The following is a 26,546-nucleotide window of genomic DNA, read 5'->3' as shown; positions in this document are numbered from 1 at the left end:
GTGTTCCCGGGTTGTTGGTTGGGAACCACATAGTGGACGCGTGCAGTGTGTTGTGTGTGGTGTAAGTTGTTGGCCTATTAGTACCGGTCAGCTTCACGAGTCTTTAGTCCTCGCTTCCACATCCGGCCTATCAACCCAGTGGTCTGGCTGGGGGCCTCTCACACATAAATGTGTTTGGAAATCTCATCTTGAAGCGAGCTTCCCGCTTAGATGCTTTCAGCGGTTATCCCATCCGAACGTAGCTAATCAGCGGTGCACTTGGCAGTACAACTGACACACCAGAGGTTCGTCCGTCCCGGTCCTCTCGTACTAAGGACAGCCCTTCTCAAATTTCCTGCGCGCGCAGCGGATAGGGACCGAACTGTCTCACGACGTTCTAAACCCAGCTCGCGTACCGCTTTAATGGGCGAACAGCCCAACCCTTGGGACCTACTCCAGCCCCAGGATGCGACGAGCCGACATCGAGGTGCCAAACCATGCCGTCGATATGGACTCTTGGGCAAGATCAGCCTGTTATCCCCGAGGTACCTTTTATCCGTTGAGCGACGGCCATTCCACAATGTACCGCCGGATCACTAGTCCCGACTTTCGTCCCTGCTTGAGATGTATCTCTCACAGTCAAGCTCCCTTGTGCACTTACACTCGACACCTGATTGCCAACCAGGCTGAGGGAACCTTTGGGCGCCTCCGTTACTTTTTAGGAGGCAACCGCCCCAGTTAAACTACCCATCAGGCACTGTCCCTGACCCGGATCACGGGCCGAAGTTAGATGTCCAAAGTGACCAGAGTGGTATTTCAACGATGACTCCACCCGAACTGGCGTCCGGGTTTCAACGTCTCCCACCTATCCTACACAAGCCACTCCGAACACCAATACCAAACTATAGTAAAGGTCTCGGGGTCTTTCCGTCCTGCTGCGCGTAACGAGCATCTTTACTCGTACTGCAATTTCGCCGAGTTTATGGTTGAGACAGCGGGGAAGTCGTTACTCCATTCGTGCAGGTCGGAACTTACCCGACAAGGAATTTCGCTACCTTAGGATGGTTATAGTTACCACCGCCGTTTACTGGGGCTTAAATTCCCAACTTCGCCCGCAAGGGGCTAACCGGTCCTCTTAACCTTCCAGCACCGGGCAGGAGTCAGTCCGTATACATCGTCTTGCGACTTCGCACGGACCTGTGTTTTTAGTAAACAGTCGCTTCCCCCTGGTCTCTGCGGCCCACACCCGCTCCACAAAGCAAGTCTGTATCACGGGGCAGGCCCCCCTTCTCCCGAAGTTACGGGGGCATTTTGCCGAGTTCCTTAACCATAATTCTCTCGATCGCCTTGGTATTCTCTACCTGATCACCTGTGTCGGTTTGGGGTACGGGCGGCTAAAACCTCGCGTCGATGCTTTTCTAGGCAGCATAGGATCACCGGATCCCCCCATGCGGGGGTCCCATCAGATCTCAGGATCGTGCTCGAAACACACAGGAACGGATTTGCCTATCCCTGACCCTACATCCTTGGACCGGGGCTACCATCGCCCGGCCCGGCTACCTTCCTGCGTCACACCTGTTAATACGCTTGCCTCCCGGGATCAGGTCCCAGCACCAGCCCAACCATCACACCACAAGTGGCGCAACAAGAAAGACCGGCGGTGGTTAGTATCCCCCGTTCAACATGGGCGGTTTTTCGCCGGTACGGGAATATCAACCCGTTGTCCATCGACTACGCCTGTCGGCCTCGCCTTAGGTCCCGACTTACCCAGGGCAGATTAGCTTGACCCTGGAACCCTTGATCATTCGGCGGACGGGTTTCTCACCCGTCTTTCGCTACTCATGCCTGCATTCTCACTCGTGTAGGCTCCACCGCTGGTTTACACCGCGACTTCACCGCCCACACGACGCTCCCCTACCCATCCACACCCCTGAACCACGAAGGCTAGGGTAATGCGTGAATGCCACAACTTCGGCGGTGTACTTGAGCCCCGCTACATTGTCGGCGCGGAATCACTTGACCAGTGAGCTATTACGCACTCTTTCAAGGATGGCTGCTTCTAAGCCAACCTCCTGGTTGTCTAAGCAACTCCACATCCTTTCCCACTTAGCACACGCTTAGGGGCCTTAGTTGGTGGTCTGGGCTGTTTCCCTCTCGACTATGAAGCTTATCCCCCACAGTCTCACTGCTGCGCTCTGACTTACCGGCATTCGGAGTTTGGCTGACGTCAGTAACCTTGTAGGGCCCATCGGCCATCCAGTAGCTCTACCTCCGGCAAGAAACACGCAACGCTGCACCTAAATGCATTTCGGGGAGAACCAGCTATCACGGAGTTTGATTGGCCTTTCACCCCTACCCACAGCTCATCCCCTCCATTTTCAACTGAAGTGGGTTCGGTCCTCCACGACGTCTTACCGTCGCTTCAACCTGGCCATGGGTAGATCACTCCGCTTCGGGTCTAGATCACGCCACTGAACACGCCCTGTTCAGACTCGCTTTCGCTACGGCTTCCCCACACGGGTTAACCTCGCGACGTAACACTAACTCGCAGGCTCATTCTTCAAAAGGCACGCCATCACACCCATACAACCCCGAAGGGCTGCAGATGCTCTGACGGATTGTAAGCACACGGTTTCAGGTACTGTTTCACTCCCCTCCCGGGGTACTTTTCACCTTTCCCTCACGGTACTGGTCCGCTATCGGTCATTAGGAAGTATTTAGGCTTATCAGGTGGTCCTGACAGATTCACACGGGATTTCTCGGGCCCCGTGCTACTTGGGATCCTCTCCAAAGGCGGTGCCACACATTACGGTTACGGGACTCACACCCTCTCTGGCCGGCCTTTCAAGACCGTTCACCTATACGCACACCCACACCCCACCGGTCCGGCAGAACCAGCACGGAAAGTCCCACAACCCCGCCCACGCAACGCCCGCCGGCTATCACACATGGAACGGTTTAGCCTCATCCGCGTTCGCTCGCCACTACTAACGGAATCACTCTTGTTTTCTCTTCCTGCGGGTACTGAGATGTTTCACTTCCCCGCGTTCCCCCCACGCACCCTATGAATTCAGGCACGGGTCACACAATCACCTTGCAGCGTTGTGCGGGGTTTCCCCATTCGGACATCCTGGGATCACCGCTCGGTTATCAACTCCCCCAGGCTTATCGCAGATTCCTACGTCCTTCTTCGGCTCCTAATGCCAAGGCATCCACCGTGCGCCCTTAAAAACTTGACCACACAAAACCACAACCCAAACAGGCTGCGGCTGATGCACTCAATCAATTCGAGAGAACCACGACCACAAAAGGGCCAGGTTCATTCATCAAAGAAATTGCTAGAACACACAACCCACACCCCCAAAAAGAGTGCAGGACCATGTGTCCAGATGCTCGCGTCCACTATGTAGTTCTCAAACAACAACCCCGTCAACCACACCCACCCCACACAAACACGAGGGGGTGCCGGCCGCAGGAACAAGAAACACCAAGGATTCCCTGCATTGCTGCAAAAAGGCCCTGTTGCCTCAGGACCCAACAGTGCGCCAAACACAACCCGGCAACCAACACCCCGGACCGCTTTCCCAACAACCCCCCACACACAAAAGTGCGAAAAGAGGGCCGCCGTACTCACGCCAGGACACCACCACCAACAGGCCATGCCAAAAAACTTGATTTGCTGATATTCCACCCATGAGCACCCACCGCAGAACAGACGCCTGCGCAATGGGCAACACTGACAACCCCGGAACCCGCCCATGCAGGCAGACCCGGACGCCGTTAGCAGCTCCTTAGAAAGGAGGTGATCCAGCCGCACCTTCCGGTACGGCTACCTTGTTACGACTTAGTCCCAATCGCCGGTCCCACCTTCGACGGCTCCCCCCACAAGGGTTAGGCCACCGGCTTCGGGTGTTACCAACTTTCGTGACTTGACGGGCGGTGTGTACAAGGCCCGGGAACGTATTCACCGCAGCGTTGCTGATCTGCGATTACTAGCGACTCCGACTTCATGGGGTCGAGTTGCAGACCCCAATCCGAACTGAGACCGGCTTTTTGGGATTAGCTCCACCTCACAGTATCGCAACCCTTTGTACCGGCCATTGTAGCATGCGTGAAGCCCAAGACATAAGGGGCATGATGATTTGACGTCGTCCCCACCTTCCTCCGAGTTGACCCCGGCAGTCTCCTATGAGTCCCCGGCCGAACCGCTGGCAACATAGAACGAGGGTTGCGCTCGTTGCGGGACTTAACCCAACATCTCACGACACGAGCTGACGACAACCATGCACCACCTGTAAACCGGCCGCAAGCGGGGCACCTGTTTCCAGGTCTTTCCGGTCCATGTCAAGCCTTGGTAAGGTTCTTCGCGTTGCATCGAATTAATCCGCATGCTCCGCCGCTTGTGCGGGCCCCCGTCAATTCCTTTGAGTTTTAGCCTTGCGGCCGTACTCCCCAGGCGGGGCACTTAATGCGTTAGCTACGGCGCGGAAAACGTGGAATGTCCCCCACACCTAGTGCCCAACGTTTACGGCATGGACTACCAGGGTATCTAATCCTGTTCGCTCCCCATGCTTTCGCTCCTCAGCGTCAGTTACAGCCCAGAGACCTGCCTTCGCCATCGGTGTTCCTCCTGATATCTGCGCATTTCACCGCTACACCAGGAATTCCAGTCTCCCCTACTGCACTCTAGTCTGCCCGTACCCACTGCAGAACCGGAGTTGAGCCCCGGTCTTTCACAGCAGACGCGACAAACCGCCTACGAGCTCTTTACGCCCAATAATTCCGGATAACGCTTGCGCCCTACGTATTACCGCGGCTGCTGGCACGTAGTTAGCCGGCGCTTCTTCTGCAAGTACCGTCACCCCCAAAGAGGGCTTCTTCCCTACTGAAAGAGGTTTACAACCCGAAGGCCGTCATCCCTCACGCGGCGTCGCTGCATCAGGCTTTCGCCCATTGTGCAATATTCCCCACTGCTGCCTCCCGTAGGAGTCTGGGCCGTGTCTCAGTCCCAGTGTGGCCGGTCACCCTCTCAGGCCGGCTACCCGTCGTCGCCTTGGTAGGCCATTACCCCACCAACAAGCTGATAGGCCGCGAGTCCATCCAAAACCACAAAAAGCTTTCCACCCCCCACCATGCGATGAGGAGTCATATCCGGTATTAGACCCAGTTTCCCAGGCTTATCCCAGAGTCAAGGGCAGGTTACTCACGTGTTACTCACCCGTTCGCCACTAATCCCCGGCGCAAGCACCGGATCATCGTTCGACTTGCATGTGTTAAGCACGCCGCCAGCGTTCATCCTGAGCCAGGATCAAACTCTCCGTTCAAAAACAAAAAACGAAACACAACCACCCCCACCGGAAATCACGGCAAGAAGCAGCTGCAAATCTGAAACCAGCTGAAAACCAAACCACCACACACGGGGGTGCGCAATGGCCCGGCAAAAATTCAACCAATCAAAAAACAATCGGTATCAACAAACTTGGCACACTATTGAGTTCTCAAACAACAGGTCACTAATCCAAAGCAGTACCACCACCAACCACAACGGCCAGCAGATCGCTCCGGAGCAACTTTTCAAACTTACCCGAACCAGCCACACAAAGCAAACCAGCCCGGAACCCCCCACCAGCACCAACAGCGCACCAAAGCACCACCGGAAACCGGCCATTCGAAAGGGAGAAAGTCACCGTCAAACCCGCATCAGCGGCGGCAACTCGAATAACTTTACACACCCCCAACCTCCGAAACAAATTCAAGAGCCGTGAAGCCCGTCACACGAGAAAGTCCCTCGAATTATGAAATCAATGCAGCTTGGACCGCAATTGGAAAAACCGGGAACTGCACGTGGGAGCCCCAGCAGGAATTCCAGACTTTCGCATGCTGGCAAGAGTCGACGGGAAGTGATAGAGCAACGCCGGGAAACCAACGGGATGTGGCAGACCAACGCCGGGAAGGGGGCGGGAGGTGATAGAGGAACGGGAGGGGCATGCGGAAGGCCGGCAACCTTGTCGGCTGCCGGCCTTCGCGGGACTTGATAGAAGGTCCGGGGTCAGTGGCCTCCGTGGGCTGCCGAGCCTTCGGTCCGGCGCATCATGGCACCCAGCACAACTGCGGCCAGGGCGATGACGGTGGCTACCAGGAATGCCGACTGCATACCGGCAACCAGTCCGGACGATGCAGACACCACGGCAAAGACGGACACCAGCAGCGCGGTTCCCGCAGCGCCTGATACCTGCTGCGCCGTGCTCATGATGGCCGACCCGTGGGAGTACAGGTGCGGCGGCAGCGGGTTCAGGCCCGTTGTGAACGCCGGGGTGAAGAGCAGCGCGAGGCCAAGGCTCAGCAGCACATGCAATGCGATGACCCAACCGAGCGCACTTGCCTCGTCCAGGCGGGAGAACTGCCACAGTGTCAGGACCATCAGGATGGAGCCGGACAGCGTGAGCGGCAGCGGGCCGACTTTGTCGAAGATCCGGCCAATGACGGGACCCAGCAGCCCCATGGCCAGCCCGCCCGGAAGCAGGGCCAAACCGGTTTGCATCGGTTCCAGGTGCAGGGTGTTCTGCAGGTAGAGCGGCAGCAGGATCACGCCGCCGAACAGTGCCATCATCGCCACGACCATGAGCAGCGTGGACACAGTGAACATCCGGAAGTTGAACGCACGGAGGTCCAGCAGCGGTGAATCGGAGCGCTGGAGCCGCAGTTGGCGGAACACGAACAGTGCCAGGGCGAGTACGCCCACAACCAATGCGATCACAGGGACGATTCCCGCCTCGGCGCCACCGATCTGGCTCAGGCCGTAAACCAAGCCACCGAAGGCAGGCACTGTCAGGATCACCGATGCGACATCCAGGGTGGTCTTGCCCCGCTCCCCTACGTTGGTGAGGAACTTGGCGCCGATCGCGAGGGCAGCCAACGCGACAGGCAACACGAACACGAACATGAAGCGCCACGAGAAGTGGTCAAGGATGATGCCGGAAACCGTAGGCCCCATGGCCGGGGCCACCGAGATGGCGATGCTGACGTTGCCCATCACGGCACCGCGACGGGACATCGGTACGAGCGTGAGGATGGTGGTCATCAGCAGCGGCAGCATGATGGCCGTACCGCCGGCCTGGACAATGCGCGCCAGCAACAGCACCGTGAACCCGGGAGCCAGCGCGGCCAAAAGCGTCCCGCCGCTGAACAGGCCCATTGCGAGCATGAAGGAAGCGCGGGTGCTCAACTTCTGCAGGATGAACCCGGTGGTCGGGATTACCACGGCCATTGTCAGCATGAAGCCGGTGGCCAGCCACTGAACGGTGGGTGCATTGACGTTGAGGTCGATCATGAGCCGTTGCAGGGCAACGTTCATGATGGTCTCGTTGAGGATCACCACGAACGTGGCAACCAGCAAAGTGACAATGACGGTGACCGACTCGCGGGACATCTTGCCGGACACCGGCGCCTGCGGCCTCACCGGCTCCTTGGAAGCGAGAGCGCCGGAAACAGATTCGCCGGAGGCGCCGGGCGTGACGTCGGTAGACATGAGGATCCCTCAGGTAGGAATGTGGATTCCGGCGATCGTTGCCGGTGAAGACAGCAACAGTCTAAACTCCTCCAGCATTCCCGTCAGCGGAAAATTAATGCCTCAGGAGTCCAGCGGGATGTTGTCGATCAGGCGCACGGGGCCTACCTTCGCCGCGATGATGGCAAGCCCTTCGCCGCGGAACGGCGTCTCTTTGCAGTTCTCCGCCAGCGGTTCGAGCGTGGTGGGATCGACCACATCGAAGTAGTCCAGTTCCACCAGCGGCTGGGAGTCAACAAGCGCGACGGCGGAATCCAGGTCCAGCGGTTGGTGCGCGTTGGCGCGGGACTCGATGAGGCGCAGGGCCCTGGACAGGACGAGCGCAGCTTCGCGTTCCTGGTCCGAGAGGAAACGATTGCGGCTGGACAGGGCGAGGCCGTCTTCGCTGCGGACTATAGGAACGGGCACAATCTCCACGGGGAAGTTGAGGTCGGCCACCATCCGCTTCACCAAAGCCAACTGCTGCGCGTCCTTTTGCCCGAAGTAGGCGCGGTAGGCCGCCGTCGTACCGTCTGCTGCCGGGCCGCCGGGCAGGCCGTAATGCAGCAACTTGGCGACCACCGTCAGGGCGCCGTCAAAGTGGCCTGGACGTGAAGCGCCCTCCCACTTTTCGCCCAGTGGCCCCGAGGTCACCCGCACCAGCGGCTGGCCGCCGGGGTAGACCTCGTCCACGTCCGGCGCGAAGACGAGGTCCACGCCTTCTGCATCCAGCAGCGCCATGTCCGCCTCAAGCGTCCGCGGGTAGCGGTCAAGGTCTACGGCGTCGCCGAACTGCAGGGGATTGACGAAAATAGTGGCCACCACGACGTCGTTTTCGGCAACAGCGGTCCTCGCCAAGGACGCGTGGCCCGAATGCAGCGCCCCCATGGTGGGCACCAGGCCTTGCGAGCTGCCTCCCTTCTCCGCCAGGAGACGCGCGCTCTCTTTGCGGAGTTCAGCCACAGTGGTGACGAGCTTGATGGCCATGGTGTTCAGTTTCCTTCCGAAGACGAAAGCCCGTTGTGCGGTTGGGACCCGCTTTCCAGCGCCTCGTTGATGTCGTTCAGTTGTTCCTGCCGCAGGAGTCCACGGTTTCCGGCACGGCGTGCAGTGGCCATGGCCATCGCCTGGTAGGCCTCAAGGACATCGCCGCCGGCACCGGCGTCGTACTCCCTCAGCGCCTGCGCGTGCGCCGAAACGGTGCCCACGTCCCCACGGGCCACCGGCCCGGTCAGGGCGGACTCCCCTGACGCCAGCGCGTTCTCAAGGGTCGCCCGAAGCAGCGGACCGAGCATGGACTCGGGCGATTCGACGCCGATCTCCCGCAGGAGCTGCGACGCCTGGGCCACCAAGGTGACCATGTGGTTCGACGCGTGCGCCAACGCCGCGTGGTAAATGGTGCGGTCCGCCTCCGCTATGGCAACAGGCTCTGCGCCCATCTCCACCACCAGGGCCTGCGCGATCGGGAGCATGGCCGCATCGGCGGTAACGCCGAAGGTGCAGTCCAAGAGCCGTGTCAGGTCCAGGCTCATGCCGGTGAACGTCATGGCCGGATGCAGTGCCAGCGGAATCGCACCTGCAGCGCGCACTGGCTGGAGGATCCCGACGCCGTACCGGCCGGAGGTGTGCGCCACCAGTTGGCCCGGTTGCCAGGCTCCCAGCTTCGCCAGGCCCTCCACCAACTCGCCGAGTGCGTCGTCCGGAACAGCCAGCACGACCAGTTCCGCCCGCTCCACGATGTCCTGGATCTCGAGGACCGGGACGCCCGGCAGCAGGGTTTCGGCCCGCTCCCGGCTCGCCTCCGACACAGCGGAAACCCCGACGACGGCGTGCTCGGCAGCGCGCAAAGCGGCGCCCAGGACGGCACCCACCTTGCCGGCGCCGATGATCCCGACGCCGAGTCGTCCTGGCCTAGCCATGATGGCGGTCCTCCTGGTTTGCGGTGGTGGGAGTGGATTCCGGATGTTCTTCCAGAGTGGGCACTGGCGGCGGCGTGGCAGGTCCGCGCTGCAAGGCCAACTCGGCCAGCCATTGCTCGCTGGTCTGGCGTTTCCTGGCCTCGCGGGCACGTGCGGCTTGTTCGTCGAACAGTTCCACTGCTTCCCGGACCCCCGCTTGGTACAGCCGCGGGGCGACCGGACCGGCAGTGGTATGGAGGACAAGATCAGTGACGCCGAACCATCGCGCCAGCGGCCCCTGCTGCAGGGCCATCGACTGCGTGCGTTGGTGCGGTACCAGGACCAATGCACGCCACCAGCGTCCGGAGCGGAGCAGGAGCGCTGTTCGGGTGGCCAGGTATCCGTTGCGGCGCCAACCGAGCGGCGCCAGCAGGCGGGCCCGCCGGGGTGTGGTGACAAAGCCGTCAGCACTGCCCGAAAGTGGCGAAAGGCCTTCCAACCCGGCCGTGAAAACACGTTGGGGGTCGTCGACGCCGGGGTCCGGGAGAACCAGCGAGAGCATCATCATGACGTCGGCCTTCATGCCAACAGGAAGGAGCGTGGTCCGGGCCGCGTTCTCGTTACCCGGGGTTCCGCCATAACCGGCAACGTTGACGTGCATGCGATACCACCCGAAAAGGCGCCACAACGGCGGCTGGGTAATCTTCAGGGCCTGGATCCGCCCCGGCGGCACGGTCTGCGCCTGGGTGTCGAGGAGTCCGTACCGGAGCCGGATGCCGTCCGGAGAGATCGCGGCCGTGAAGTTGTAACCCTTGTTGAAGGAACTCCAATACGTGGCCGCGATACCCACGATGGCAGGGATCAGGGCGAGGAAAATGGTGCTGTTCTCCGTCAGGACGGACACTGTGATCGACGCTGCCGCTGCGAGGATGATGCCCACGGTCTGCTCACTGAACAGCAGGGCTCCAATGAGCCGGCCCGGGGGAACCGATAACACATGTTGCTCAGGTGCTTCGGGTATTTCCTCCACGGTTTCCGGGCCGGTTACGACGCCCGCGGCGCGAGCCAGGATGGCCGCCCGCAGTTGCTTGGCCTGGGCGAGCGGAAGGTAAGCCAGCCGGACTGCCGACTCCCCGGCGTCGGCCACCTCGAACTTGAGTTCAGCGAGGCCAAATATGCGGGCCAGCAGCGGCTGCACAATGTCGATCGCCTGGACGCGGTCCAACCGTGCCTGGCGTTGCTGCTTGAAAAGGAAGCCGGTATTGACGCGAACATACCCTTCGGCAACCTGGTAGCGGGTGAAGTACCAACTCAGAATGAACCCGCCCACAGCCAGCATGAGGACGATGCCACCGCCGGCCAACAACCACAGCACCCTGCCGTTGAGGGGGTCCACAATGTCCCGGCCCTGCAGCACACGCTCGAAGGCGTCCCTTCCGAAGAAGTAGAGGACGGCCGCCAACGCAACCCAGCCACGTACGAACGGTGAGGCAGGATGGACCCGCCGCCAGTCGCCGTCGACGGCTTTGCCGGGAAGGGCCACGTCCGGGCTCACAGCCCGGCCAGCCTGGCTTCTCCGCGGGCAGAGAGTTGCTCCCGCAGCCGCGCGCCCTCGGCGGCTGGCAGTCCGGGCAAGTACGCGTTGGTTCCCGGCGACGCCGTGTGGAGTTTCAGGGTGCACAGCCCGAGGCTCCGCTCCACCGGGCCCACCGCAACGTCCACATATTGCATCCGGCCGTACGGGACAACCATGGTGCGCTGGAAGAAGATGCCCCGGCGGATGAGGAGGTCGTCATCCCGCTCGGCGTAGCCGATGGCCCTGACCTGGCGCGGAATCAACACCAAGCGCCACAGAGCAAGGACCAACATGGCCGCCGGAACCGCGATGGCAAGCCAGACCGGAGGCCATCGCCACCAACCCAGCTGCACAAAGACCAGCGGCAAGCTCAGAAGGCCGATCATGATGACGTTCCCCAGCGCCCACTCCACCAAACGGACGGTCACGTACTTCGGCGAGACCCGCAACCACTCAATACCGGGAGGATCAATCGGCTCGGTAGGCATACTCGCCCTCCCCCTTGGTCTCGCCCCGGCGCTTTTCCTGCCCGCCGGGCGCTCCACCTTCAAGATCCTCGGGCGGTATGCGGCAGAACCTCTCCACCACGAGCCCGACGACGACCATCACCACACCGCCGCCGCCCATCAGCAAGGCGTTCCAGAGAACGCCCTCGCCCGTCCGCAGGGTTCCGATCCGCAGCAGGTCCAAGGCGATTCCGGCATGCCAGCCCAGCAAAAGCGTGCCTGCATAAGCACAGGCCTGGGCAAGGATGAGGGTCCGCGCGGCCATGATGGGGTCCAGCATGGCCTTCTTCTTGCCGTTCCTCCACCGCAGCACGCGGACACCCATGACCAGCGTCAACAACGCAATCACGCCCATGGTTACCAGCGCGGACTCCGGCAGCACCGGCGTAGGCATGCTGAAGCGGTTGGTCGCCGACGTTGCCAGCCAGCCCACCAGGGCGGCGGCGACGGCGATGACCACCAGGATCAACGGGCGCATGGCTTTCATAGGCTACTCAACAGCCCCCTTGGCGGGAACGCCGGCAGTATCGCCGAAGCCGTCAAAACCGCGGATGTCCGACATGTCATGCGCGACGGCGGCCAGTTCGGCAACGCTGCGACCGTTCAGTTTGGCGTTCGGATCCAGCAAAGACCATGGGTAGAGGACGAAGGCACGCTCCGCAGCCCGGGGATGGGGCAGCGTGAGGACGGGGTCGTCACTGATCAGGTCCCCGTAGGCAATGATGTCCACGTCCAAAGTCCGGGGACCCCAGCGCACTTCCCGTGTCCTGTGATGTTTCTGCTCCACCTGGTGGCAGTGTTCCAGCAGCTCCAAGGGAGCCAGCGTGGTCTCGACCGCCATGACCATGTTGAGGAAATCGGGCTGCCCCTCGGGGCCGCCAACAGGCTTGGTCTGGACAACCGGGGAGACGCCAAGCAAGCGCACCTCCGGGGGGTCCACCAGATCCGCGACGGCGGTGGTGAGGGTGTCGTTGCGCTCCCCCAGGTTGCTGCCCAGCGCCAGGATTACCTTGGTGTAACCGGCGGTCATGTCCGCTCCCGATGCACGCTGACAGCGACGTCCCCGAACGGCACCTCAATGGGCGCCTTGGGCTTATGAACCGTCACGTCGACGGCGGACACACCGTAATTGGCCAGGATGTCCTCCGCGATGCGTACGGCAAGGCCCTCAATCAGGTTCAACGGCTCACCCTCGATGTGCTTGGTGATGAGCCCGGCCACCTCGCCATAATGCGCTGTGAACTGCAGATCGTCCGTCTCGGCGGCCTTGGTGAAGTCCGTGTAAAGCACCGCATCCACCACGAATGGCTGGCCCTCACGGCGTTCGAAGTCGAACACTCCATGGTGGCCGACGGCGGTGACACCGGTCAGCGTGATCCTGTCCACAGCGTCTCCGATCAGCGCGCGATGCGCGCGGCGACCTTGACCGCATCAAGGCTTGGTCCGACGTCGTGCACCCGCACTGCCCAAGCGCCCTTAGCGGCGCTCAAGGCAGTAATGGCGGCCGTTGCGGCGTCCCGCTCCTGCGGGGCTGCGGCCTTGCCGGCGACTGTCAGCAGCGAACCGAGGAAGCGCTTGCGGGAAGCAGCCACCATGACTTTGTGGCCCAGCTCGAACAGCCTGTCCACGTTCTTTAAGAGCTCCCAGTTCTGGGCCTCGTTCTTGGAGAAGCCGATGCCCGGATCCACGATCACCTGCTCCGGCGACACTCCGGCCGCGTACAGCTTGTCGCGGACACCCTTCAGTTCGGCAATGACGTCTTCCGTCACGTCGTTGTAGTCCGTGAGGCTGTCCATGGTGCGGGCGTCGCCGCGGCGGTGCGTGAGGATGTATGGAACCTTGGTACGAGCCACCAGCTCGGGCATGCCCTCTTCGATGGTGAGGCCGGAAACGTCGTTGATGATCGCCGCCCCGGCTTCGACGGCGGCAGCGGCCGTGGACGTGTGCATCGTGTCAATGCTGACCAGGGCACCCGCCTTGACCAGTGCTTCCACCACGGGAATGACGCGGCGCTGCTCCTCCGCCGGGTCCACGGGTTCCGCGCCTGAACGCGTCGACTCCCCGCCGACGTCGATAATGTCAGCCCCGGCATAGAACATCCGGAGGCCCAGGGCGATCGCTGAATCGGCCGTGGGGTGCTTGCCGCCGTCGCTGAACGAATCCGGGGTCACATTCAGAATTCCCATGACCAAGGTCCGGTCCGTCGGGAGATCCGCGAACCTGGCCGCCGGCCGCGGCTTGCGGAGAATCGGCAACGGGCTTGTGGCCGGGCCGGTTCCGGGTGCTGCTGCGAGGGAATCCATATATTGCTTACCTTCCGAGTATGAGGCTCATGGCCTCGGCGCGGGTGGCCGGGTCATGGAGCTGACCGCGCACCGCACTGGTGACGGTCTTTGCGCCGGGCTTGCGAATGCCGCGCATGGACATGCACATGTGTTCACATTCGACGACGACGATCGCCCCGCGCGGGTTGAGGTGCTCTACCAGCGCCTCAACGATCTGCGTGGTGAGGCGCTCCTGCACCTGCGGGCGGCGGGCGTAGATATCTACGAGCCGGGCGAGCTTGCTGAGGCCGGTCACCTTACCGTCATGGGACGGAATGTAACCGACGTGGGCCACGCCATGGAACGGAACGAGGTGGTGTTCGCACGTCGAGTAGAAGGGGATGTCCTTGACGAGGACAAGCTCTTCATGGTCGAGGTCGAACGTTGTGGACAGGACATCCACGGGGTCATGGTGAAGGCCCGCGAAGACCTCGGCGTAGGCCTTGGCCACGCGCTTCGGCGTGTCCTTGAGGCCCCCGCGATCGGGGTCTTCGCCAATGGCAAGCAGGATCTCACGAACCGCTGCTTCAATGCGGGGGCGGTCCACTTTGTGGCCCCCCTTGGAGTCGCCGGCTGGGCCGTGGGCGGCGGCGAGGTCTTCGTCGTCGAAATGAGTCACGTCAGAAAGCTTAGCCGTGAAGCGGAGAGTCGTTGCCGCCGTCGGGTCCCGGTGCATGGAAGGTTTCCTGGCTGCTGACACCCTGGGCGTGCGGAGCAACGGTGTCCAGCGGCTCATCCAGGCGGGCCTTCTTCGCTTCCTCCTGGGCCTCCCGCTCGGCCCGCTCCGCGCGGGTTTCCACCGGCGGGATGGTCTGGACGGGACGGGACTCCTTGGACAGCCAGATCTCGCGGAAATCGCGCTTGCGCACGTCACGGAAGATGTCGGCAATCTCTGCCTGGTTCAGGGTTTCACGCTCAAGCAATTCGAGGGCGAGACGGTCCAGGATGTCGCGGTTTTCAGTCAGGATGGCGTAAGCCTCGTCGTGCGCCTGGTCGATGAGGCGGCGCACTTCCTCGTCCACCACATAGGCAATCTGGTCAGAGAAGTTACGTTCCTGAGCGGCATCGCGGCCAAGGAAAGGCTCGCCGCCGCCCTGGCCCAGCTTCACGGCACCAACACGCTCGCTCATGCCGTACTGGGTGACCATCTTGCGGGCCGTGGACGTTGCCTTCTCAATGTCGTTGGAAGCGCCGGTGGACGGATCATGGAACACGATCTCTTCGGCCACGCGGCCACCCATCGCGTAGGCCATCTGGTCCAGCAGTTCGTTACGGGTCACCGAGTACTTGTCGTCATCGGGGACCACCATGGTGTAGCCAAGGGCACGGCCGCGCGGCAGGATGGTGATCTTCGTGACCGGAGCCGAGTTCCGCAGGGCAGCAGCCACCAACGCGTGGCCACCCTCGTGATAAGCGGTGATCTTGCGCTCAAGTTCCTTCATGACCCGGCTGCGCTTCTGCGGGCCGGCCATGACACGGTCGATTGCCTCATCAAGTGCGCGGTCATCAATAAGGTTGGCGTTGGAGCGGGCCGTCAGCAGGGCGGCCTCGTTGAGGACGTTGGCGAGGTCCGCGCCGGTGTAGCCCGGGGTCTTCTTTGCAACGGCCCGCAGGTCGATGCCCTGGGCCATGGGCTTGCCCTTGGCGTGCACATTCAGGATCTGCTCGCGGCCCACGAGGTCCGGGGCTTCGACTGTGATCTGGCGGTCAAAGCGGCCCGGGCGCAGCAGCGCGGGGTCCAGCACGTCCGGGCGGTTGGTGGCTGCGATCAGGATAACGTTCGTCTTGACGTCGAAGCCGTCCATTTCAACCAGCAACTGGTTCAAAGTCTGCTCGCGTTCGTCATTTCCGCCGCCGATGCCGGCACCACGGTGACGTCCAACGGCGTCGATCTCATCCACGAAGATGATGGCCGGCGAGCTGGCCTTCGCCTGCTCGAAAAGGTCGCGGACACGGGACGCGCCGACGCCCACGAACATCTCGACAAAGTCCGAACCGGAGATGGAGAAGAACGGAACGCCTGCCTCGCCGGCGACAGCACGGGCCAGCAGGGTCTTACCAGTACCAGGAGGGCCATACAGCAGCACACCCTTGGGGATCTTGGCGCCTACGGCCTGGAACTTGGCGGGCTCTTGGAGGAACTCCTTGATTTCCTGAAGTTCTTCCACGGCCTCGTCAGCACCGGCAACGTCGGCAAACGTCACCTGCGGCATGTCCTTGTTGACCAGCTTGGCCTTGGACTTGCCGAACTGCATCACCTTGGATCCGCCGCCCTGCATGCGGGAGAGCAAGAACCAGAACAGGACACCCAGCAGCAGCACCGGGATGAGGAGGGAGAACAGACCGGAGAACCAGTTGTTCTCGACGGGCTGGTCCGTGAAGCCCTTGTCCGGGTTGGCGTTGGTGACGGCCTTGACGACGTCCGGACCACGGTCCGTGACGTAGAAGAACTGGACGTTCTTGCCCTTGTCCTGGCCGTCGATGTTCAGGTTGTCCTTGAGCACCAGGTCGACGCGGTTCTCGGCGTCGAAGATCTTGGCCTGCTCCACCTTGCCGCCCTGGGCGAGGAGTTCAAGACCGTCCTTGGTGTCAATCCTCGTAGAGCCGCCGGGAGCCAAAGTTGCGAATGCCACCAGGAGCAAGCCAACGACGACAACAATCCAGATGCCCGGGCCCTTGAAGAAATTCTTAGCTTTCATCTGATCGGGGTTGTGCCCCGTCCCTCCTGGTAGTGCTGCAACGCGCAACCTCTGCGCGCAATGGTGCTGCTTCAGTTTCTAGCTATACACCGTTCCCCGTAATTCACGCACTGGAAAGCACAAAAGTTCCCTCTGGGCGTACAGCCGCGCGCCGGGTTTCCGCCGTTGGAGCCGCGGCTGGCTCCATCGTTGGCGGAGCACCGCACCCCTACGCGCCAAATGCCCCCGCTCCGGCCAACACCCCCGGAGCACCGCGCCCGTTCCCGCCAAATGCCCCCGGTGTTGCGGGTGCGCGAGGTGGAAGCGGATGCGATGACCACGCCGCAAGGGTGCGCGGGGCGGAAGCGGCTGCGGCGTTCCCTTGACTTAGTACGGACTCCGGTTTTCGGGCGATACGCATTTGGCGACCCGGATCGAGTGAATTGTCCACATACAGGTCATCAGGCCTGTCTATGGGCCCGGACCGGCCAGCACCGTTAACCGCATGCCTTCCTCAAAACTGATCTTCAGCTCTGACGCTACCCGGATCGGGCAAGACCCGCGTCTTCTTGCCAAGCGGGCGCAGCGGGGTGAGCTCATACGTGTGCGCAGAGGAGCCTATGTTCCGGCAGGGATCTGGGCTGCCCTTAACGAGCGCCAACGGCACGGAGTGTTAGCCGCGGCTTTGGTCCACACCACCCTCAAATCTCCGGTGTTCACTATGAAAACGGCAGGACTTCTGTGGGGACTGGGTGTGGTTGGGGTTCCACGGCAACTACAGACGCTTACCGATGATCCTCGCGGGGGACGATCCAAGAACGGAGTCCACCGGACACTGGGGCCCCTCGATCAGGGTGTCTGCCAACTCGGCGGATTCCAGGTCACCGATAAGGCCCGCACAACAATCGAACTAGCAGGCAAACTGAATTTTGGTGAGGCCTTGGCCGTGGTCGACTCGAGCCGCCGGGATCTATCAGTTCGGACGGGTCAATATCCTTGGTCCGGGCTGACTGCTCCATCCCCGGCTGACGCTGCGGACTGGGACAAGGAAAGCCCTTGGGGTCCGGCACTCCAACTCGAAGCCCTTGAGGAGGCGGTGTCGAACATTGCAACCACATCCCGGCAGCGACGTGCTTCGAAAATCATCGAGTTCTCGGCCGCCGACTCAGAGTCCCCCGGTGAGTCAATCAGTCGGGCAAACATGATTCTTCAGGGTTTTCCGGCGCCCCGGCTTCAGGCCACCTTCACTTTGAAGAATGGGAAGACCGCGCGGACCGACTTCTGGTGGCCCGAGTTGGATTTGGTTGGAGAATTTGATGGCCAAGGGAAGTACTTGCGGAGCGAACTGCGCGGCGGCAAGACGATCCAGCAGGTAGTCATGGATGAAAAGGCCCGCGAAAACGCATTGCGTGCACTCGGTTTGACCGTCATCCGCTGGGATTGGGGAGAGATGATGAACCCGAGGGCATTCGCCAACATCCTCATCGACGGCGGATTGCGGTCCAGCCGCACCCCTTAAGCACACACACCGCAGCCCTTCGCGCCGCATGCGCCCGGTGTTACGGGTGCGTCGTGCGGGAAGGGGCGCGGCGGTGACAGCACGCCCGCGGAAACGGGTGCGCGTGGCGGAAACGGGTGCGGCGGTGACCGGAAGCGGGAAGCGGCTTACTCGTAAACGTGCGGAGCCAGCGTGCCCACGAAGTCCAGGTTGCGGTACTTCTCGGCGTAATCGAGGCCGTAGCCGACCACGAATTCGTTGGGAATGTCGTACCCGACGTACTTGACATCGATCTCCACCTTGGCGGCGGCCGGCTTGCGGAACGCCGTGCAGATCTCGACGCTGGCCGTGCCGCGGGATTCGAGGTTGGACTTCAACCAGGAAAGGGTCAGGCCGGAGTCGATGATGTCCTCGACAATCAGGACGTCCTTGCCCATGAGGTCGGTGTCGAGGTCCTTGAGGATACGGACAACACCGGAAGACTGGGTACCCGAACCATAGGAAGACACTGCCATCCAGTCCATGCTGACGTGGCTGTGCAGGGCGCGGGCGAGGTCGGCCATCACCATGACGGCACCCTTGAGGACCCCGACCATCAGGATGTCGCGACCCTCGTAGTCCTTGTCGATCTGGGCCGCCAGCTCAGCGATGCGGGATTGGATCTGCTCTTTGGTGTAAAGAACGTGCTTGAGATCTGCCTGGACGTCGTTTGAATCCACCAATGGCTCCTGTTAAATGCTCGGTGCGGCTACTGTTGGGACGATTTGTGATGCCGGAATACTAGCTTCCCACAGCGCGTGGCTTCCCGGGGAACGCCGTCGGGGGTTCCGGCACCGGGAGAAGCATCCGCAGTGGCCCGTTCCTGCTCCAGATCGCTGAGGGAGAGCCGGTACACGCTCACGTGGCCGGGAAGTTCAACGGGCCCTGCCGAACCCTTCCTGCGAAGCAGCGCTTCCGCGGCTTGAAGGCGCCCGTAGCCGGGTTGTTGGCCTCCGACGTCGGCCGCTGCCTTCGCGATAACGCGGAACCGGAGCGCGGGAGGCAGGTCCCGGACGGCATCTTCAGGCAGCCAGGCACCGTCGGAAGTCTTTTGCACGAGCGAGAGATACGTCTCGCTGGCAAGTTCCTCAAGGAAATCGGCGTCCTGCTGCAGGATTGCCGCGGTACGGGCCAGGGATTCGGCGACGCCGGGTCCCAGTTTCTCCTCAAGAACCGGCATGACTTCCACACGGGTCCGGGACCTGGCGAACGACGGATCAGAGTTGGTGGGATCATGCCAGGGTTCGAGTTCCTCGACCGCGCAGATTTCCAAGGTCTCGGCCCGTCGAAGGCCCAGAAAGGGGCGCAGCAAACGGCCGCGCGCCGGGCGCATGCCGGCCAACGACCGCGTGCCGGAACCACGGGCGAGCCCGAGGAGCACCTGTTCGGCCTGGTCGTCCAGGGTGTGGCCCAGCAGGATCGCTTCACAGCCAAGGTCATCTGCTGCAGCGTTGAGCGCAGCATGCCGGGCGTCGCGGGCCGCCGCTTCCGGTCCGAAGCCGGTGGACGCCACCTGCACTGTCCGCACTTCAACGGAAGAAAGACCCAGTTCGCGCAATGCCGCCGCCGCCTTCGCGGCAACCTCCGCAGACCCAGGTTGCAGTTGATGGTCAACAACGACGCCGGCCACGGACACCGGGTGCCCGTCAACGTGGCCGCGGCGTGCAAAGTAGGCGGCCACAGCGGCCAACGCCATGGAATCCGGCCCACCACTGCAGGCCACGAGTAACCGCGACGGGTATCCGGCGTCGGCCAAGGCGTCCTGCAACAACCTGCGCGCTTTGCCGACGACCGGAGCCAAACGGCCGGGCCGGCGTCGTCCTTTACCCGGCAGGACAGCAGGTGAACTCAAAGCCCCATCCGCTCAAGCCAGAGCTTGGAGTCATGGATTTCTTCTTCCGTGGGCAGGTTCCCGGCGTGTTCCCAGACCTTGTTGAAGCCGTCCATTCCGGCCACATCCACCACGCCGCGGACAAACTTGGCGCCGTCGGTGTACTGGCGCATCTTGGCATCGAGGCCAAGGATGTTGCGGATGAACTTCTCGATGATCCCGCGGTCCTTGCCGCGATCGTTGAACCGCTGGCGAATGGTCTTCACGGACGGAACGATGCTGGAATCGACGGCGTCCATGACCACGTTCGCGTGGCCCTCGAGCAGACTCATGACGGCCGTGATGTGCGAGATCGCTGCTTTTTCCTCGGGGTCCTGGAGCAGGTCCAGGATGGCACCGCGGCCGGGAACGTTGCCCGAAGCCGTGCGGTCCTTGAGCGACTTGGCCACTGCACTGGCCCGTTCCACCAAGGAATCCATGTTCCCCAGCAGGTGCGTGCTGAGCTTCTCGATCTCCTCCAGCATGTGATGACGCAGCCACGGCGCCGCGGCGAACTGCACGCGGTGTGTCTGCTCATGCAGGCAGACCCACAGGCGGAAGTCGTCAGGGTGGACATTCAGTTCGCGTTCCACGGAGATGATGTTCGGCGCCACAAGGAGGAGGCGTCCACCCGGCGGCACGTTGGAACCGGGCGCCATGGCGGCAAAGGGATCGTACTGGCCAAGGACCTTGCTGGACAGGAAGGCGAGGATGGCACCGAGTTGGCTTCCCGTGATGGCGCCGCTGGCGTTGGCCGCCGCGGGGCTCATGGAGGACCCGTGCCGGTGTTCCAGCATCTTCTGCAGGGCCGGCTGCAGCATGACGGAGAAACTTTGGGTGTTCGCCTTCGACCAAGACGCCCGGTCCACCACCAAAACATGGGAGTCGCGGAGGTCCCGCGCCGCGTCGAGACCCGTGATGTCATGGACATGCGGCACGGAGACATCGGCGTTGAACCGGAGGTTCTCCACGGCTTTGCCGATCTCCCCGGCACTGAGCGCCGGGCCTGGAGGGGCCAGCCGGGCGGCCGTGGAGGCAGCCAGGTCCCAATTGATCAGGGAAGGTGTCCCTGCTGACGAATCACGGGCGGAAGTCACCATAGGGTCCATCACACCACACCTGGCTGACAGCCAGCGCTTAAGTTCGCTCCACGCGGAGCTTCAAGCCCCCACCAAAGGCCCAGCAAGAGCAAACCCCTCAGCGGCAACCGCACGAAGCCAACACCGACGCCGAACGGTCCATAGCCACCTTGTTCCCTGCAGCCCCCGGCTCCAGCCCATTGCCAATGAAGGAGAAGACCAGGAGCCGGCCGTCGGCGTCCACCACGTAGCCGCTGAGGGCGATCACCGTATTGAGGGTGCCCGTCTTGGCCCTGACCAGCCCGGCACCTTCGGCCGTGCCCGCGTCGATGTACCTGTCATCCAGCGTGCCCGTCAGCCCCGCGACGGGAAAGCCGTCAAGGGCCGCCCGCAACGAAAGCTCGGAACCGCTGGTGATGGCCCGGACCACCTCGGCAAACTGCCGTGCGCTGACCTTGTTCTCCAAGGCAAGGCCGGACACATCGGCCAACTCCATCGAATCCGTGGTGATTCCCAACTCCCCCAGCCGTTGCCGCACGGCCGCGGTGGCGCCGTCGTACGTTGGTTCCTGCCGGGAGGCGGCGGCAGTCAGGCGGCCCAACGCTTCGGCGAGGAAGTTGTCCGAGACTTCCAGCATCAGGTCCACTTGCTCGCTGACCGTGGCTGATTCCGCGCTGGCCAGCACTTTTCCGGGAACCCCTTTTCCGCGTTCGACGCCGGGCGCCACCTTGACGCCCGCAGCCGCCAGTTGCTCGGCAAACGCCTGGGCTGTGGTGGCGGCGGAGTCCTGCGGCCGCGGCCCGGTGGTGACGGTGGGTGAATACCGTCCGGAGTTGAGCGCCAGCGGATAGAGGGGCGCCGTTTCACCCGCGGCGACGTCGTCCAGGCTCCATGCGGGGTTCAACGCGGGACCGGAAAACAGGGAGTCGTCCACCTTCACGGTCACGGGTCCCGTCACCTTGGAAGCTGCCAAGGCCGAGGCGGTATCCGCGGCCAGCGACGCCAGCCCCGCCCGTCCCATGACGGCGGAGGGATCAGATTCGCCGGCACCCAGCAGGACATCCCCGCCACCGGTGAGCACCACGGTGGCGGGATCGCCGGCACCCACTACGCGGGTGGTCAGTCGGGTGTCCGGGCCCAAGGCTTTCAAAGCAGCGACGGCGGTCAACAACTTCATGTTCGACGCCGGGATCCGGTTGGCGTCCGCCTGCCGGTCAAAAAGGACCTCGCCGGTGGCGGCATCGAGCACTACGCCCGTCATGGATCCCTCGCCGTCGGGCTTCAGCGTGGCCTCCAGGAGACGTGTGAGCTCAGCCCTGGTGGGTTTGGGGGCGTCCTTGTCCAAGGGGAGAACAGCTTTTGTGGTGGCCAGGCTGGTGGGTTGCTGTTGCCACGCGGGAACAGGGGGCGGCGGTTTGGGCGCATTCCAGAGCCCGGGTGCGAGTCCGGACCCGATCAGCACTGCGGCACACAACAGGACGACGGCCAACAGCATGGGCCATTTAAGGCGCCCCCACGCCGCGGACAGTCCCCTGCGGGCAGCCCCGTTTTCAACGCCCTTCATGCAGTTGCTTGGTCCTGTCAGTCTTGAAATGTCCCCCGCCGGTTCAAGAAACCCGGGTGTCTCCCTATATCCTCAATAGTAGTCGGCGGCGTCGGCTGTACTTTTGCCTGCCGCCAGCCCTGGACTGAGCAGACTGCCTGGGGGCTGCCGGTTTTCGGCGGTCTCCGTTACAGGCGAAGCCAGCCCCACCCACACCCGTCAAGGAGCATTCCATGAAGCACGACGTGACCATCGAGATCCCCAAGGGATCGCGCGTCAAGTACGAAGTCGACCACGAAACCGGCCGTGTCCGCCTGGACCGCGTGCTGTTCACCTCCATGCAGTACCCCACGCACTACGGCTTCTTCGAGAACACGCTGGGCGAAGACGGCGACCCGCTGGACGCACTGGTGCTCCTGCAGGACTTCGACCTCCACCCGGGCGTCATCGTTGAATCCCGCCCGATCGGCGTCTTCAACATGACGGACGACGGCGGCGGAGACGCCAAGGTTCTCTGCGTTCCCGCGGATGCACGCTTCGACCACATCCAGGAAGTCAGCGACGTCAACGAGTTCCTGATCAAGGAAATCGAGCACTTCTTCACCCGCTACAAGGACCTCGAGCCGGGCAAGTGGGTCAAGGCCGAGGGTTGGGGCGACCGTGCCGCCGCCGAAGCCGAGCTTGAGGCTTCCATCAGGCGTTTCGCAGCAGAAGGCCACTAGTCCTTCCCCATGTAGGTCGCAGCAGTGCACGTTTTGAGGCTTCTAAACGCGCACAGCTGCGACTCAGTTGGGTTGCGACGGCGGGCGGTGCGGTTCTGAAGGGGACCCCACCACCCGCCGTCGTACTTTAAGCGCTGCCCTTTAAGCGCTGCCGCGATGGGCACCGCTCCCCATCGCAGCGCTTGCCCGCCCCGCCTAGGGTGGGACGAGACTCTCATCGACTCATGCAACAAAAAAGGGGTTCCACATGGCCGGGTTCTATGGCGCCGACATTGCGCAGCTTCGCAGTCTGGCCGGCGTGATGGGTAAAGCGGCGGACACGATCACCATGCAAAGCGCCCAGCTGTCCAACGCCATCAACTCGGCCACGGCCTGGCAGGGCCGTGACGCCACCATGTTCAAGAACGACTGGAACAGCCAGCACCGGCAGAGCCTGGTCAAGGCCGCCACCATGCTCCGGGACAACGCGAGCCTGCTGAAGAAGAACGCCAACCAGCAGGAATTCGCCAGCAACAACGACGGATCCCGGAGTTCCGTGGGTGTCCTCAGTGACGTCTACGGCACCGGGATGGGCGTCAAGGACCTCGCGGCCCAGCTCTGGACTGCCTACAAATACGGAAACCTGGGCCACGCCGAATGGGTCAAGACCCGCGAGGTGCTCACCAACTGGCGTGCCGGGGGCACCGTCATCAAGGACGCGTTGACCGCACTGCGCAACGGGGAAAAGGTCACCGACGTCATCACGGACCTCAAAGCCAACATTCCCTTCAGCCAGGCTTTCCAGGATGCCAGCCGCCTCTCGAAGGGCCTCCGGGTGGCAGGCGCCCTCGCGGCCCCGCTCAATATTGTTGGCGGCATCAGCGACATGATCAGTCCCGAGCACAACGGCTGGCGCGGCACAGGCGACCGTGTTGCCGGCGGTCTCTCCGTGGTGGGCGGCGTCGGCAGCGTCATGCTGATGACCGCGGGTGGCGCGGCCTTGCTGGGACCGGTGGGCGCCCCGATCGTGATCGGGGCGGGCGTCGTTGCCGGGGCCTGGGCACTGGGCAACCTGGTGGCCGACAACTGGTCCTCCATCACCAATTTCGCCCGCAATCCGGGCAGCTACCTTGCCGACGGCGCCAGGGAAGTGGGCAATTTCGCCAAGGACGTAGGCAGTAAGGTGGCAGACGGGGTTAGTGATGCCGCCAAGTCAGTCGGAAAGTTTGTTGGAGGGATATTCGGATGACAAGCACCACCATGAAATGGACCGCCAGGGACATCGAAGCGGCAGCGAAAGTCCTTGCCTCGGCCACCTCGGAGGGAGCTGCCCTGCCCACGCTGACGGACGAGGAAGTAGTGGCCCTCGATGGGGTGCAGCACGAGCAGATTGTGGCGCTCCCTTGGCTGAGCTCGCAGGACGCCAGCAAGGATCTCATGTGCGCGGTGGCCTTGCGCGGGCTGCTCGCCAAGGAACTGGTGTACCCGGTGGTCTTCGAAGGCGAGACCGAACCTTCGCGCCTGCACGCCACTGAGGACATCACAGGCGCCCTCACCCTCCGCCGCAGCGGTAACAGCGTGGTCTCCGTGGAGCGCACCGTTTCCACCGGAAAGCGCTGGCTGTATGGCTACGTGCACGACGACGGCGTCCTTATCGAGGAAGTGGACGAGGGCGGGCTGCACGGCTTCACGGTTGTCACCCGTGATCAGCTGGTACCCCGCCTCGCGGAGTTCGTCGACCCCAAGAACGCAGCCCGGCAGGACACTGAAGCCACCGTCTACACGGAGGCAAAGTTCGAGGAGTACGCTGCAACCGCCCTCGCTGACACCGAGGCAGCCAGCAACATTGTGGCCTTCAATACCGAGTCCAACGACTTCCCCACCATCACCGTGTACACGGGTCCGTCCGGTGTCCACGTCCTGACTCCACAGGTGGAGGGCGACGCAGTCTCGCTCGAAATCAAGGAAACGTCGGCGGCCGGCCTGGCCGGCATCCTGGGCGGCCTCGCCGCATGAGCAATTCGACGTCGCAGACCGCCACCGGACTCGTGGACGCGGCCAACGGCCGGCAGGTCCGCCGCCACACCGAGTCCGGCGCCTTGTACGTCAAAGCCTCCGGTGCCGCCCATTTCTGGGGCCGGGTGCTGGACGCGTTGGTGTTCGTGGCGGGCTACTGCGTCATCGCCGTGATGGTGGCGGTCGCCAGGAATGCCATGATGAACAGCGGCTCACTGCTTGCCTTCAACGACGGTTTCTGGCTCGCGCTCTACGTCGTCCTGTGGTTCGTCGGGCTGTTCGTTTACGGCATGATCTGGGGAACGTCGGGCAGCGTCGGGGACGCCGCAGCGGGTATGCGTTCGGTGCGCATCAAGAACGGCACGACGGCGGGAGCCTGGTTGGGCGGTTGGCGCGCGGTTTGCTGGTCCTTCTTCCCGTTCTACTTGTTCATGATGATCGCTTCTGCGCTGAGCGGCGGTTCCGGCGACACTTGGGATCCGAAATTCGTGGCAATCGACCGCCGCTCGGGCCTGGCACAGGGACAGCAGCCGATCGCCGATCCAAAGGCGGCACCAGCCAACCAAGCCGGGCAATAACCGGAACGTCCGCCCGCCGTCGTACTTTTCAGCCAAACCGCACCGGACCGGGTAACACTGAATCCGCAGCCTTGCGGAGCAGCTACCAGCCGGTAGCATGTGATCCACTATGTTCACGCTGACCATCAACCAACGCGACAGTCGACGCGACGGCGATCTGGTGCCGAAGCTCCTGAAGGACCTGCGGCACATACCGGCGCTCATCGACTTTGACCGTTCGGTTGAGGATGAAGTGCAAGGCATCGTCGACTCGAGCCACCAAGCCGTTGAATCGGCCCTGATAGCCCTGCGCAGCGGGCAGTGGTACGTGGGAATCGGCGTTGGACCCATCAATGAACCCCTGCCGAACCTGGTGAAGGATGCCTCCGGCCACGGCCTGGTGTACGCCCGGCGGGCTGTTGAACGCCTCCGGTATGGAAAAGAGCGCGTGCCGGTAGCGGTCGACGGACCGTATGCGGACCAAGCCGCGGAAGCCGAGGCTGTGCTCCGGCTGCTCGGACATATAGTGCAGGAACGCAGCGTGGCGGAGTGGCGGGTGCTGGACCTGTTGACGCCGGGCGTTCGGGGGCAGCAGAAGGCCGTGGCTCAGGAACTGGGCATCAGCACGCAGGCCGTGAGCAGGGCCGTGGCGCGGGCGCAGTGGGCCGAGGAGCATGCAGCCCGCCCGGCCGCGGCCCGGTTACTGCAGCTGATTCTCGAGGTGCGCTGAGGTTTA

21 protein-coding genes and 2 rRNA genes are annotated in these 26,546 nt (G+C 62.7%); 6 read left to right on the top strand and 17 right to left on the bottom strand.

Going from position 1 to position 26,546, the window contains the following annotated elements; genetic code table 11:
* Nucleotides 1-56 precede the first annotated feature (56 nt).
* From AUR_RS11115 to ftsH, 13 genes are all read right to left on the bottom strand, one after another.
* A 23S ribosomal RNA gene (locus tag AUR_RS11115) occupies nucleotides 57-3,218 on the bottom strand.
* A 556-nt stretch (nucleotides 3,219-3,774) separates the two neighbouring features.
* Nucleotides 3,775-5,303 (bottom strand): 16S ribosomal RNA (locus tag AUR_RS11110).
* The 16S and 23S rRNA genes sit together here, the layout of an rRNA operon.
* A gap of 725 nt (nucleotides 5,304-6,028) precedes the next feature.
* Complete coding sequence (locus AUR_RS11105; RefSeq protein ID WP_062094552.1) at nucleotides 6,029-7,507, bottom strand: DHA2 family efflux MFS transporter permease subunit; 1,479 nt, start codon at nucleotides 7,505-7,507, stop codon at nucleotides 6,029-6,031.
* Between the two features lie 102 nt (nucleotides 7,508-7,609).
* Complete coding sequence (gene panC, locus AUR_RS11100; protein ID WP_021474244.1) at nucleotides 7,610-8,512, bottom strand: pantoate--beta-alanine ligase; 903 nt, start codon at nucleotides 8,510-8,512, stop codon at nucleotides 7,610-7,612.
* Between the two features lie 5 nt (nucleotides 8,513-8,517).
* A complete protein-coding gene (locus AUR_RS11095; RefSeq protein ID WP_021474243.1) occupies nucleotides 8,518-9,444 on the bottom strand; it encodes a Rossmann-like and DUF2520 domain-containing protein in 927 nt (308 codons plus the stop codon).
* The gene (locus tag AUR_RS11090) at nucleotides 9,437-10,978 is read right to left on the bottom strand and encodes a PH domain-containing protein (RefSeq protein ID WP_062094550.1); all 1,542 of its coding nucleotides are present in this window, start codon (nucleotides 10,976-10,978) and stop codon (nucleotides 9,437-9,439) included. The genes AUR_RS11095 and AUR_RS11090 overlap by 8 nt, the downstream gene beginning before the upstream one ends.
* A complete protein-coding gene (locus AUR_RS11085; protein ID WP_021474241.1) occupies nucleotides 10,975-11,487 on the bottom strand; it encodes a PH domain-containing protein in 513 nt (170 codons plus the stop codon). The genes AUR_RS11090 and AUR_RS11085 overlap by 4 nt, the downstream gene beginning before the upstream one ends.
* Nucleotides 11,468-11,992, bottom strand: a complete 525-nt coding sequence (locus tag AUR_RS11080) for a DUF3180 domain-containing protein (protein ID WP_021474240.1) — start codon at nucleotides 11,990-11,992, stop codon at nucleotides 11,468-11,470. Before AUR_RS11080 ends, AUR_RS11085 begins: the two co-directional genes overlap by 20 nt.
* Before the next feature lie 3 nt (nucleotides 11,993-11,995).
* The gene (gene folK / locus AUR_RS11075) at nucleotides 11,996-12,535 is read right to left on the bottom strand and encodes a 2-amino-4-hydroxy-6-hydroxymethyldihydropteridine diphosphokinase (RefSeq protein ID WP_062094548.1); all 540 of its coding nucleotides are present in this window, start codon (nucleotides 12,533-12,535) and stop codon (nucleotides 11,996-11,998) included.
* Nucleotides 12,532-12,891: a dihydroneopterin aldolase gene (gene folB, locus AUR_RS11070; protein ID WP_021474238.1), complete on the bottom strand. Its 360-nt coding sequence runs from the start codon at nucleotides 12,889-12,891 to the stop codon at nucleotides 12,532-12,534. Before folB ends, folK begins: the two co-directional genes overlap by 4 nt.
* Before the next feature lie 11 nt (nucleotides 12,892-12,902).
* On the bottom strand, nucleotides 12,903-13,808 hold the full coding sequence (folP, locus tag AUR_RS11065) for a dihydropteroate synthase (RefSeq protein WP_021474237.1): 906 nt from the start codon (nucleotides 13,806-13,808) through the stop codon (nucleotides 12,903-12,905).
* Between the two features lie 7 nt (nucleotides 13,809-13,815).
* Nucleotides 13,816-14,448, bottom strand: a complete 633-nt coding sequence (gene folE / locus AUR_RS11060) for a GTP cyclohydrolase I FolE (RefSeq protein WP_062098928.1) — start codon at nucleotides 14,446-14,448, stop codon at nucleotides 13,816-13,818.
* A gap of 10 nt (nucleotides 14,449-14,458) precedes the next feature.
* On the bottom strand, nucleotides 14,459-16,528 hold the full coding sequence (gene ftsH, locus AUR_RS11055; protein ID WP_021474235.1) for an ATP-dependent zinc metalloprotease FtsH: 2,070 nt from the start codon (nucleotides 16,526-16,528) through the stop codon (nucleotides 14,459-14,461).
* Nucleotides 16,529-17,603: 1,075 nt separating this feature from the next.
* On the opposite strand from ftsH, the gene AUR_RS20550 reads away from it, so the two are divergent.
* The gene (locus AUR_RS20550) at nucleotides 17,604-18,026 is read left to right on the top strand and encodes a hypothetical protein (protein WP_241650912.1); all 423 of its coding nucleotides are present in this window, start codon (nucleotides 17,604-17,606) and stop codon (nucleotides 18,024-18,026) included.
* Nucleotides 18,027-18,172: 146 nt separating this feature from the next.
* On the opposite strand, the gene hpt is transcribed toward AUR_RS20550, so the two are convergent.
* The 4 genes from hpt to dacB form a co-directional block, all read right to left on the bottom strand.
* A complete protein-coding gene (gene hpt, locus AUR_RS11045) occupies nucleotides 18,173-18,724 on the bottom strand; it encodes a hypoxanthine phosphoribosyltransferase (protein WP_021474233.1) in 552 nt (183 codons plus the stop codon).
* A 29-nt stretch (nucleotides 18,725-18,753) separates the two neighbouring features.
* A complete protein-coding gene (tilS, locus tag AUR_RS11040) occupies nucleotides 18,754-19,812 on the bottom strand; it encodes a tRNA lysidine(34) synthetase TilS (protein ID WP_062098926.1) in 1,059 nt (352 codons plus the stop codon).
* 80 nt (nucleotides 19,813-19,892) lie between these two features.
* Nucleotides 19,893-21,014: a zinc-dependent metalloprotease gene (locus AUR_RS11035; RefSeq protein WP_062094544.1), complete on the bottom strand. Its 1,122-nt coding sequence runs from the start codon at nucleotides 21,012-21,014 to the stop codon at nucleotides 19,893-19,895.
* 97 nt (nucleotides 21,015-21,111) lie between these two features.
* Nucleotides 21,112-22,557 (bottom strand): D-alanyl-D-alanine carboxypeptidase/D-alanyl-D-alanine endopeptidase, encoded by a 1,446-nt coding sequence (gene dacB / locus AUR_RS11030; protein WP_062094541.1) that lies wholly within the window; start codon nucleotides 22,555-22,557, stop codon nucleotides 21,112-21,114.
* Nucleotides 22,558-22,769: 212 nt separating this feature from the next.
* Here dacB and AUR_RS11025 point away from each other — a divergent pair, with 212 nt between their 5' ends.
* The 5 genes from AUR_RS11025 (at nucleotide 22,770) to AUR_RS11005 (ending at nucleotide 26,540) form a co-directional block, all read left to right on the top strand.
* Nucleotides 22,770-23,258: an inorganic diphosphatase gene (locus AUR_RS11025; RefSeq protein WP_062094539.1), complete on the top strand. Its 489-nt coding sequence runs from the start codon at nucleotides 22,770-22,772 to the stop codon at nucleotides 23,256-23,258.
* A gap of 247 nt (nucleotides 23,259-23,505) precedes the next feature.
* Complete coding sequence (locus tag AUR_RS11020) at nucleotides 23,506-24,486, top strand: hypothetical protein (RefSeq protein ID WP_062094537.1); 981 nt, start codon at nucleotides 23,506-23,508, stop codon at nucleotides 24,484-24,486.
* A complete protein-coding gene (locus AUR_RS11015; protein WP_062094535.1) occupies nucleotides 24,483-25,253 on the top strand; it encodes a hypothetical protein in 771 nt (256 codons plus the stop codon). Before AUR_RS11020 ends, AUR_RS11015 begins: the two co-directional genes overlap by 4 nt.
* Nucleotides 25,250-25,831 carry an RDD family protein gene (locus tag AUR_RS11010; protein ID WP_062094533.1) on the top strand — a complete coding sequence of 194 codons (582 nt, stop codon included), beginning with the start codon at nucleotides 25,250-25,252 and terminating at the stop codon, nucleotides 25,829-25,831. The genes AUR_RS11015 and AUR_RS11010 overlap by 4 nt, the downstream gene beginning before the upstream one ends.
* A gap of 109 nt (nucleotides 25,832-25,940) precedes the next feature.
* Entirely contained in the window at nucleotides 25,941-26,540 is a 600-nt protein-coding gene (locus tag AUR_RS11005; RefSeq protein ID WP_062094525.1) for a MarR family transcriptional regulator, read from the top strand.
* Nucleotides 26,541-26,546: the final 6 nt, after the last annotated feature.

Source organism: Paenarthrobacter ureafaciens, from assembly GCF_004028095.1.
Taxonomy (GTDB): domain Bacteria; phylum Actinomycetota; class Actinomycetes; order Actinomycetales; family Micrococcaceae; genus Arthrobacter; species Arthrobacter ureafaciens.
This window is presented reverse-complemented; position numbering and strand designations above follow the sequence as displayed.